The organism is Streptomyces sp. NPDC050211 (assembly GCF_040656035.1).
In the GTDB taxonomy this organism is placed as follows: domain Bacteria; phylum Actinomycetota; class Actinomycetes; order Streptomycetales; family Streptomycetaceae; genus Streptomyces.
On the sequence record NZ_JBFALC010000013.1, the window covers coordinates 153,206 to 162,082 of the forward strand.

General features: G+C 67.4%; 12 protein-coding genes. 3 read left to right on the forward strand and 9 right to left on the reverse strand.

The genetic code is table 11. From position 1 onward, the window contains the following. Positions 1-14 precede the first annotated feature (14 nt). From AB0I98_RS16985 to AB0I98_RS17020, 8 genes are all read right to left on the reverse strand, one after another. Positions 15-1,313 carry an AAA family ATPase gene (locus AB0I98_RS16985; protein WP_362941723.1) on the reverse strand — a complete coding sequence of 433 codons (1,299 nt, stop codon included), beginning with the start codon at positions 1,311-1,313 and terminating at the stop codon, positions 15-17. Beyond that, complete coding sequence (locus tag AB0I98_RS16990) at positions 1,310-1,606, reverse strand: hypothetical protein (protein WP_362941726.1); 297 nt, start codon at positions 1,604-1,606, stop codon at positions 1,310-1,312. Before AB0I98_RS16990 ends, AB0I98_RS16985 begins: the two co-directional genes overlap by 4 nt. Beyond that, positions 1,603-2,127, reverse strand: a complete 525-nt coding sequence (locus AB0I98_RS16995) for a hypothetical protein (RefSeq protein WP_362941728.1) — start codon at positions 2,125-2,127, stop codon at positions 1,603-1,605. Before AB0I98_RS16995 ends, AB0I98_RS16990 begins: the two co-directional genes overlap by 4 nt. Next, entirely contained in the window at positions 2,124-2,366 is a 243-nt protein-coding gene (locus AB0I98_RS17000; RefSeq protein WP_362941731.1) for a hypothetical protein, read from the reverse strand. Before AB0I98_RS17000 ends, AB0I98_RS16995 begins: the two co-directional genes overlap by 4 nt. Then, positions 2,366-3,097: a DUF2786 domain-containing protein gene (locus tag AB0I98_RS17005; protein ID WP_362941734.1), complete on the reverse strand. Its 732-nt coding sequence runs from the start codon at positions 3,095-3,097 to the stop codon at positions 2,366-2,368. Before AB0I98_RS17005 ends, AB0I98_RS17000 begins: the two co-directional genes overlap by 1 nt. Next, a complete protein-coding gene (locus AB0I98_RS17010) occupies positions 3,094-3,855 on the reverse strand; it encodes a BN159_2729 family protein (protein WP_362941737.1) in 762 nt (253 codons plus the stop codon). The genes AB0I98_RS17005 and AB0I98_RS17010 overlap by 4 nt, the downstream gene beginning before the upstream one ends. Further along, entirely contained in the window at positions 3,852-4,454 is a 603-nt protein-coding gene (locus tag AB0I98_RS17015; protein WP_362941740.1) for an RNA polymerase sigma factor, read from the reverse strand. Before AB0I98_RS17015 ends, AB0I98_RS17010 begins: the two co-directional genes overlap by 4 nt. A gap of 78 nt (positions 4,455-4,532) precedes the next feature. Continuing rightward, entirely contained in the window at positions 4,533-5,033 is a 501-nt protein-coding gene (locus AB0I98_RS17020) for a hypothetical protein (RefSeq protein ID WP_362941743.1), read from the reverse strand. 230 nt (positions 5,034-5,263) lie between these two features. Between AB0I98_RS17020 and AB0I98_RS17025 the strand changes: the two genes are divergently transcribed. From AB0I98_RS17025 to AB0I98_RS17035, 3 genes are all read left to right on the forward strand, one after another. Next, positions 5,264-5,683: a transcriptional regulator gene (locus tag AB0I98_RS17025; RefSeq protein ID WP_362941746.1), complete on the forward strand. Its 420-nt coding sequence runs from the start codon at positions 5,264-5,266 to the stop codon at positions 5,681-5,683. Positions 5,684-5,899: 216 nt separating this feature from the next. Then, the gene (locus tag AB0I98_RS17030) at positions 5,900-6,145 is read left to right on the forward strand and encodes a hypothetical protein (protein ID WP_362941749.1); all 246 of its coding nucleotides are present in this window, start codon (positions 5,900-5,902) and stop codon (positions 6,143-6,145) included. Positions 6,146-6,161: 16 nt separating this feature from the next. After that, complete coding sequence (locus AB0I98_RS17035) at positions 6,162-7,595, forward strand: site-specific integrase (RefSeq protein WP_362941752.1); 1,434 nt, start codon at positions 6,162-6,164, stop codon at positions 7,593-7,595. Positions 7,596-7,851: 256 nt separating this feature from the next. On the opposite strand, the gene AB0I98_RS17040 is transcribed toward AB0I98_RS17035, so the two are convergent. Then, positions 7,852-8,364 (reverse strand): hypothetical protein, encoded by a 513-nt coding sequence (locus AB0I98_RS17040; protein ID WP_362941755.1) that lies wholly within the window; start codon positions 8,362-8,364, stop codon positions 7,852-7,854. Positions 8,365-8,877: the final 513 nt, after the last annotated feature.

The window sequence follows — 8,877 nt, forward strand, 5'->3', positions numbered from 1 at the left end:
CGGTCAGTGGTGAATCAGGCGGCCGGAGCGGAAGCTGCGGCGCGGGCGGCGTCGTCCTCCAGGCCCTGGACCATCGCGGAGAACTCATCCGCCGGCTTCTCCCGCTCGCCCCACGTCGTGAGCGTGTCGAGGAGGGTCTGGGCCTCGTCCTTCGTCAGCTCGTTCGCCGAGCCGATCCGGCGGCCGATGATCAGCGAGGTCGCGCGGAGCCTTTCGGCCCGCGAGTCCTTGTGGCCGAGGCCGACCTTGGCGAAGCAGGCGTGCATCATCCGCATCTGCGGGGCCGTGACGGGCTCCGGCGAAGCCGCCGCGGTGTGCATGTCGTCGGACGGCTCCGGATCACCGGAGTGGGCGGCGGCAGCAGCCTCGGCGTCGGCAGCCTGCGGTGACGGGGCCGAGGTGTTCGTGACGCCCGTCGTGACGGTCTTGACGGCCTGTCCGTACTCCTTGATGACGTCCCCGAGCTTCGCGGGCTCGCCCGTCTTCGGGTGCAGCAGGTCGGCACCGAGGAGGTTCCGAGTCTTCGCCTGGCCGTGGAGCTCCAGCGCCCGGTCATACGTCAGGCCGTCGGCGACCAGTTCGTCCACGATGACCTGGACGGGGTCGACGCCCTGGCCGAGCTGCTCCAGGATCACCTCGGCGAAGTCCTCGCCCGGGTGGTGCACGCTGACGTCGTACAGCGGCTCGTATCGGGTCTTCGTGACGGTGCCGGTGCCCGCGATCATGTCGATCACGACGTCGAACTCGTACTCCGCGCCCTCACGCTGGACAGTCTTCACACCGACCTTCGTGACCTTTTTCCCCTCCATCTCGTAGTCGTTCTTCGTCCGCATGGTGACGATGACGTGGCCGGGGAAGTTGAGCAGGGCGTCGAGCATGTCCTGCTCAAGGTCGTTGACAGGCGCCCAGGCGGTGTACGAACCGCCGTAGTGACCGGGCTTCTTGGCCTCCTGGTCGACGCGGGCGAGGAGACCGCCCTTGCCCGCCCAGAAGTGGGACCAGTTGTCGACGATGAGCACGGCCAACCGAGCTTCCTCGGCGGCCTTCACCGCGGCGATGAGGTTCTCGGGAGAGCAGAACGCCATGGGCATGTGCCCGAACTCGTGCCCGCCGAGGTCGGGCCGCCCGGGGACGATGGCGTACTTCTTCGCGGAGCCGCGCTCGGTGTCGACGACGCCGATCGCGCCGCCGTTCGCGAAACCCTCGGCCATGCGGAGGGCGGTCTTGGTCTTGCCGGAGCCGGCGGGGCCCTGGAGGGCGATGCGAGCCTTGGCGGTCTCGCGGGTCGCCGGGGCGAAGGTGAAGGTGGTCATGACGTGCTCCGGGTGCGCTGGTTGGGCATGGACGTGCGGAGAGGGGAGGCGGCGAGGTGGCGGACGGCGTTGACGACGCGCATGGCGGCGCCGTACTGCCGGCGCTTCCGCCGGAACTCGGCGTCGGTGTCCGTCGCGGTACGCCGGTACTTGCCGGACAGCTGCTTCTCGATGGCGTCCGCCAGCTCGGTGCCGGTCTCCTGGCGGAGCTCGGCGAGCAGCTGCGCGGCCTCGCCGGGACCGAGCGGCCGGTCGCTGGTGAGGCCCTGGTAGGCCCTGCTGTAGGCGCTCACTCGTCGGCCTCCGGGTCGTACTCGGACGCGGCCGTCAGAGCGGTCACCACGTAGCCCGTGGGCCGCTCGACATCGCTCGTGACAAGGTCGCCGCCGCCGTCCGGGTCACTGATCCAGATGAAGCCTTCGTCAGGCCACTTGCGGCGGGCGTCAGCCTCGCAATGCGCGCGGGCCGCCGCAGTGTTGGTGTAGGTGCCGAGCGGCATCGCGCCGTCGTAGGCGCGGTAGACGACAAGCGTGGGGGTGTCAGCCTCGGGGGCCTGGTCCGCGCGGAGGGCCTGGGTGGGCGCGAAGGTGCGCGTCAGCCGGTCGGTCGGGCCCGCGACGATGTCCGCGAGGTCCCGGGTCCGCTGCTCCAGCTCCGTACGGAGCCGCTCCAGCTCGGCAGCCGTCTCCGGGGACTGGAGAAGCTGCGCCGACTCCAGGGCCTCGGCGGCCTGTGTCGCCAGGTCGTACGACGGCCCGTTCAGCCACGCGCCCTCGATCGTCTTCTTCGCCAGCATGGCGAGCTTCGAGATCATCGGCCGTCACCGCCCTCGGCAACGGCCGTGACGCGGTAGACGCGGCCCTGGCCGGTGTCGACTGCGGTGAGGTGGCCGTGCTTGGCCAGGCCGCGCAGGTCCTTCCGGGCCGTGTTCCGGCCGGTCGTCGGCCACGGCGAGTCGGCCATCAGCCCCTCGGCGAGCTGCGTGGTGACCGGGCGGCCGTACTCCATCACAGCAGCGAGGAGGTAGGCGCGGCGGGTGGTCAGCTCAGGCATCAGCGGTCACCGCCGATCTCTCGGCGGCCACCGGCAAGGCCGGTCTGCCCGATGTTTGCCGTACGCCCGGCGGCCTGCCCGTCCCGGAAGCCAGTGCCCCGGTACGTCGTGCGGCGCTTCTTGAGCTTCCCGTACTCGGCGAGCACTCGCTGCTCGACGAGGGCAGTGCGGTCGGCCAGCACCAGCTCGGTGCTCCGTCCCTCCGAGGGCTGCTCAGGGCGGCTGGCCTCCGCGACCGCGCGGGCCTCGGCTGCCTTGATCCGGCGGACGACCTCGTACCGGAACCCGATGATCCACGACCGCCGGTAGGCCCGAGGGTTCTCTCCCCACGGCACCTCGACGCGGGTGAGCTGCTGGGTCATCTGGAGCAGAAGTGAGGTGTACAGCAGCTCGGCGCGCTCCAGGTCCGACTGAAAGCCGAACATGTGCACCCGGTGCACAGAGCCGCGATCCCGCAACACCGCGCGGCCTCGCATCGCCTCGACGATCCCCGCGACGAGGCTCTGCTTCTCCCGGGCCCACGGATTGGTCACTGTGATCATCCGGTCCGCAGGAACGTCGGACTCGGCGTCCACGTCGGCGAGCATGGCCCGCTCGATGCCGTACTTCGCCATCAGCTCCGTGGCCTTAGCCGTAAAGGCTTCCGCTTCCTCTGCCGTGGACGCGGGGTCCTCGGCCTTGGCCAACAGAGCGCGCACCTTCGCCAACAGGGACTCGGTGGGCTGCGTCATGCGGCTTCACCGCCCTCGTCGGTGACGGGCGTCGCCGCACCCTTGACGGGCGTCAACGGACCCGACAGGCGCACGATGTTCGCCAGCGTGCAGCGCTCCGGGCGGCCGTCGACCGACAGCAGCGGCATGCCGTCCGCTGTCCGCACTCCCTGGTAGAACCAGACCTCACCGGCCCCGTCCTGCTGCGGGAGCGCCAGGTCGTAGACGATGCCCTGGAACTCGAACGGCGCCTTGGCGATCTGCTGCGCGTGCTTCCGGGCCTCCGGCAGGTCGTACGCCACGACCGAGACGCGGACCCCGTCGCGGTAGCCGTCACCAGCGACCATGTACGGGAGCGCGGTCTCCTTGTCGTGCCTGATGCCGAAGTACCTGCGCCACTGGCCCCACTGGGACTGATTGACGATGTGGAGCGCGACCAGGATGCGGTCGCCGTCCAGCTGGATGTTCTGGAACGCCGGGTGCTCGCCGATGTGCCGCTGGATAACGGCCGCCACCCTGCGCGCCCGCTCACAGGACTCGTCCCAGGCGAGTGCCTGCTCCTCCAACTCGGTGCGCGGCGGCAGCTGCGGCTGCTCCTGGTGCTCGCGCGGGCCCCCGTCGACCGGCGTGCGCTGCGGCTCCATGCCGTACGACTTCTCCGGGTCAACCAGGAGGCCGGTGCTGTTGAGGGCGTGGACGATGGCGGCCGCAGGGTCGCTCCCGCCGGACCCGAGGGCCTTGCGGACGATTCGAACCGCGTGGGGGAAGTTCTTGTTCATGCCGCAGCCCCCTGCTCAGCGAGCGCCTGGCGCAGGGTGGTCATCGCCCGAAAGGCCAGGGTCTTCACGGCGCCCTCGCCCTTGCCCAGCCGGGCGGCGACCTCCGGGACGGACAACTCCTCGATGTAGCGCAGCCCGATGCACTCGCGCTGGTACGGGGTGAGACCCCGCATCGCCGACGTCACCGTCTCGGCCGCTTCCGCGATGTCCAGCTCCCGCAGCGCGGACACCTCGGCGGAGCGGTCGCGGGAGTCACCGTCGTACGTCTCGGCGACCGAGACCTCCAGCCGCGCCCGCGCGGACTTCACGTAGTCGAGGTGGATGTTCCGGGCGATCACCGCGAGCCAGCCAGCGAAACCGCTGTCGCGCGGGGCGGTGAAGGTGCTCAGTCGGCGCAGGGCGCGTACGAACACGTCCTGCGTCAGGTCCTCAGCCAGGTACCGGTCGCGGGTCCTGTTGTAGAGGAAGGCGAACACCTCGTCGTGGTGATCGTTGTACAGAGTGCCGAAGGCGTCACGGTCGCCCGCGGCCGCCCGGGCCACCAGCTCGGACACCGCACCTCCCGGCGGGTTGATCTTGGCGTTAGCCTGGTGTGACACGACCAGGTCTCCTTTGACGTAGGGGTTTTCGGGTTGTGGAGAGCCGTTCCGGGTCGCATCCGGGGCGGCTCTCGTGTTTCAGGCGGGGGTGCGCTGCCGCATCGCGTCGAGGACGGCGTGCGGGTCGAACCGCCGCGAGCTGCCGACGTAGATCAGGCCGGGCCAGACCTCGCCGCGCTCCTTCGCGTCCTGGATCTGCTTGTCGATCCAGCTCCGGGACTTCCGCAGGAAGCGGGACAGCTCCCGCTGATCCATCAGCTGTTCCGGCAGCTCCGGCTTCCGTCGGCCTTCGATCTGCGATCTGCGCGTAGATGTAGATCCTGAGGTCAAAAAAAGAGGAACAGTCTCGAACAGGTCCGTGGTCTGCTTGCCGAGTGCGGATGCGATGAGATCGGCGGCCCGGTCGCTGCATTCCTCGCGTGCCGTCTTGCCGTTCCCGGCGATGAAACCGACGTACGAAGCGGACAGTCCCTTGCCTGTGGGGTCTACATCCTTCGTCTTGGCGGCGAGGTGCGGGATGTCCAGCCCGGCCGCCTTCATGGCGGCCCGCAGCGGGGCACCTCTGTCCAGTCGTCGCATGGTGAACCTCCGGCGCATGGCCGAATCGGGTTCCGCTGATCCTTGCTGACCTGCGGTATCTACAATCTACGTGTAGATGCAGATGACGTCAAGAGGGGCATGTAGGGGCGCAATTACGTTGCACAGGGGCGCAGAAGGTTCCTTGTATATGCGCCGGAGCAGCGTCAAGAACGGGTCATCGGTCTGCGATCTACTTGCGCATGTAGATGCCCATGCCCGATCCTCATCAAGTGACGAGCCACCAGAACCACCCCGGCGTAGAACCCGCCGAGGACCACGCCCAGCAGGGCGAGGACCTGGCGGCACTCCTCGAACGCCTCCTCGGGGCGAGGCCCGACAAGACCCAGAAGGATTTGGCGACCGAGTCCGGCGTCCGCTATCCGACCCTCAATGCGTGGATAAACCGCACCCGAGGCACCTCGCGCATCGACCACGAGGTGCTCCGAAGTCTGGTTGAAGTGTTCCGCGGATGGGGCGTGGAGGTGACGCCGAAGGAGATGTTCGAGGCGGCGGGCCGGCCGGTGCCCGGCCCGGTTGGTGACGAGCGTGAGGCTCGGCTGTTGAAGATCTATCGGGCCCTGCCGGAGGGCAAGCAACGCGATGTGGTGAAGTACGCCGAGGCCATGCAGGCGGTTAGTCGCGTCCAGTAACGGCAACTAAGGGTTGCCTTAGTGGGGGAGCCCTGTTTTAGGTCGCATGGGATAGCTGAGGAAAGGGGGATCTATCCGGGTTTGGTCCGCGGGGAAACAAACCCTTGGAATATGCCAGATCATCTCCACAGTCTCTTCACACATAGGTACGATCAGTTACCCGCTGTCCTCCCGGAGCGGTCGTTCCGTGCCCTGCACGACCCTGGGGGGATACCTGTGTGCGTTCGCATTGCCGTGGCCGACGATCTCCAGAAGATCGCCATCTGGGACCCGGACGAGGTGACCATCCTCGTAGACAGGGGCACCCGCCCGCACGACCTGATCAGAGAGATCCACGCGATCCTGACGGTCGACCTCGGCGCACCCGACGTCCCCGGTGCCGGCCTGCACTGCTACTGCGGCGAGCCCGTTCGACTGCCTCTCGCGCTCAGCCCGACATCTGCCGGCGCACCGGCTCTCTGATCAGGAGAACACCCAGATGGTGCGCAAGACGGCCCTGACCAGGGCCACCAACAACCCACGACCTATCCCGTCCAGGCGCTGCGGCTGCCCACCCTGCCTGAAGAGGCACCCCGGCGACCGGCCGCCGATCGACGAGCACATCGGATCGTGGGAGGCCCGTTACACCGACCCGTCCGGAAAGGAGCGGAGCAGAGCCAAGCCGACGTACGACGACGCGGTCGCGTTCCTCGAGGAAACCCGCACCGATATGAGGAAGCGGACGTGGATCGACCCGGCCCGCGGCGAGATCACCCTCTCCGCCTGGTGGACGCTGTGGTGGCCGACCCAGACCAAGGGGGAGCACCGCATCGAGCACTGGACGCAGTCACAGCTGCGGGACGAGGGCATGTGGCGCAACCACATCGCCCCCACCTTCGCCAACGTCAAGCTGTACGAGATGGAGTGGCGCGCGACCCAGCTCTGGGTCAACGCGCTGCATGACGAGAATGGTGGCCCGCTCGCCGCCAGCTCGGTGACGAAGTGCTTCCAGGTGCTCGACAGGATGCTGACCGCGGCCAAGCTGGACCGGCGCATCCCCTTCAATCCGGCCGAGGGCGTACGTCTGCCGACGGTGAAGAAGAAGCACCCCGAGGACCGGCGCCCGCCGACGTACGCGCAGCTGTGGCTGATCCGCCAGCAGCTGCCCGAGTACTTCCACGCGCTGCTGATCGTCGCGCAGGAGACCGGGCTCCGGTTCCAGGAGCTGGCGGGATTGCGCTGGTGCAACGTCGATTTCGAGGGTCGGCGCATCCACGTGCGCGAGGTCCTGGTGGAACCGCGCGGGAAGATCAAGCGCAAGGCGTACCCGAAGTCGGACGCTGGCCTTCGTACGGTGCCGCTCACCGGGCTCGCGGCCCGGATGCTCAAGGAGCTGTGGATGGAGGAGAGCAAGGAGGGCAATCCCAGCCGCACTGTGTCGGAGCTGAAGGATGGGCTGTGCACGGACGAGTTGGTCTTCCACGGCCGGAACAAGGTCCGCCGGGGGAGCAAGGTGAACGGCAGTGAGGGTGAGCCGTACCGCGCGCCGCTCCGGAGGTCTGCCTTCTGGCGCGTCTGGATCAAGGCCATTGACGATGCTGGCGTCGTCCGGAAGACCGTCCGGACTATCACCGTGCAGAAGCGAGACGAGGAGACTGGACGCAGCCGAGCGGAGAAGGTCGAGCGGACGGACTGGTGGCCCGACTTCCATGACACGCGGCATGCCTTCGCCTCACGGCTCCACGAGCGCGGCGTCCCGGAGGTCATCACCCAGGAGATCCTCGGGCACGAGCGCGCGGGTGAGGTGACGTGGATCTACACGCACGCGGCCGCGGACTACGCGGGCCAGGTCCTCGCGGCACTGGAGGAGCGGAAGCCGGGGGCGGAGAAGCGGAAGCCGGCGCGGCGGCTGCGGGCGGTGACGGCCGCGTGAGCTACTGGGGTTTTCGCTGGTGGGCTTTCTCCGCGCCACCGGCCGCGTGGGGGTAACAGGATTTGAACCTCTGGCCTCATCGTTATCTGGTCGATCAAGGACAGGTGCCGACGTTGCTCGATCCGCGTCGTTCCCTGCTTGGCTAGCCGCTGGCGTTCTGCATCGTCCGCTGGCATCCGCGCCTGTTGGTGTCAGGTGTTAATGTCACCCCGCAGACCATCACTTGACTGCCGCTGCCCTTGATGGTAGCGGCGCGTCACCTCGACTGAAGCTGGAGCAGCGGAGGTTGGGCAGCGAACTTCCTGCTCTTCCGCCGCTTCCAGATCTGCCATCGCTTCGGGTTGTAATCCAGGTCGTAGCGTGCCGCGTTGAGGAACTCAACCTGGCATGTCTGGTAGGTAGCCGAGCCCTCCTCGCTCAGAACGGGGACCGCATCCACGACGTTCTGGGCTGCTCTGATCACGAAATAGGGCGCGCAGAGCTGCACGCCCTGGAGCGCACAGTTGATTTCTGCTCCCGTCGCCATCATGTGGCGCGCAGACTCCACGAACAGTGGGTGCCTACTGTCAGGCGAAGCTTTGAGAGCCTCAACGTACGACAGCGCGAGGCGGTGTTGGACCGTGGCATCTAGCAGGCGCCTATATGCCTGCGCGCGATCCTCCGCACTGCCGACTCGCGCTACGCCGGTGGGCTTGTAGTGGTTGATGGCTGCCGCACCGATCTTCCCTATGCTTCGAGCGGCTGCGACGCTGGCAGCTGTTGGCTCCATAGGCAGGTTCTATACCTGGATTTCCGTCCGTGGCTGCTGATGTCAGAAAATAGGACCAGATCACTGATACGGCCCAGTGCCTTCTGCTCAACCCCCACCCTCCCCAGCTCCCTCCCGTCCGCCGTCGACCCACACCGTGGAGCGGGCGTGGTTCCTGGCGTCCAGGTGGAGCGCGCCACTGTAGGAACGACCTGGACGCCAGGGGTCGTATCTGCTCGGCTCTGATCTGCGCTATCACTAGGTCGATCATGTCGGTTCCGCGTGACAGGTCACGGACTGATGAGATCAGCGGATTCCATGGAGCTATCCCGGAACTATCCCGGGAGACCTATACGCGGCACAGGGGTGGGGCGGATATGCATTGGGTAGCAGATTGTAGATTCGGTGTTCCGTCGCAGGTCAGGTGACCTGCGGAGATCATCTAGTTAGGCCTGAATCCTGATAAGGATGAGGCCACAGGTTCAAATCCTGTTAGCCCCACAGCGGCATAGCGCCAGGTGAGAAGCCCGGTAG

Excerpts from the sequence above, each read along its gene's own strand:
- AB0I98_RS16985 (WP_362941723.1), bottom strand. The coding sequence starts at position 1,313 with ATGACCACCTTCACCTTCGCCCCGGCGACCCGCGAGACCGCCAAGGCT.
- AB0I98_RS16995 (WP_362941728.1), bottom strand. The coding sequence starts at position 2,127 with ATGATCTCGAAGCTCGCCATGCTGGCGAAGAAGACGATCGAGGGCGCG.
- AB0I98_RS17000 (WP_362941731.1), bottom strand. The coding sequence starts at position 2,366 with ATGCCTGAGCTGACCACCCGCCGCGCCTACCTCCTCGCTGCTGTGATG.
- AB0I98_RS17005 (WP_362941734.1), bottom strand. The coding sequence starts at position 3,097 with ATGACGCAGCCCACCGAGTCCCTGTTGGCGAAGGTGCGCGCTCTGTTG.
- AB0I98_RS17010 (WP_362941737.1), bottom strand. The coding sequence starts at position 3,855 with ATGAACAAGAACTTCCCCCACGCGGTTCGAATCGTCCGCAAGGCCCTC.
- AB0I98_RS17020 (WP_362941743.1), bottom strand. The coding sequence starts at position 5,033 with ATGCGACGACTGGACAGAGGTGCCCCGCTGCGGGCCGCCATGAAGGCG.
- AB0I98_RS17035 (WP_362941752.1), top strand. The coding sequence starts at position 6,162 with ATGGTGCGCAAGACGGCCCTGACCAGGGCCACCAACAACCCACGACCT.
- AB0I98_RS17040 (WP_362941755.1), bottom strand. The coding sequence starts at position 8,364 with ATGGAGCCAACAGCTGCCAGCGTCGCAGCCGCTCGAAGCATAGGGAAG.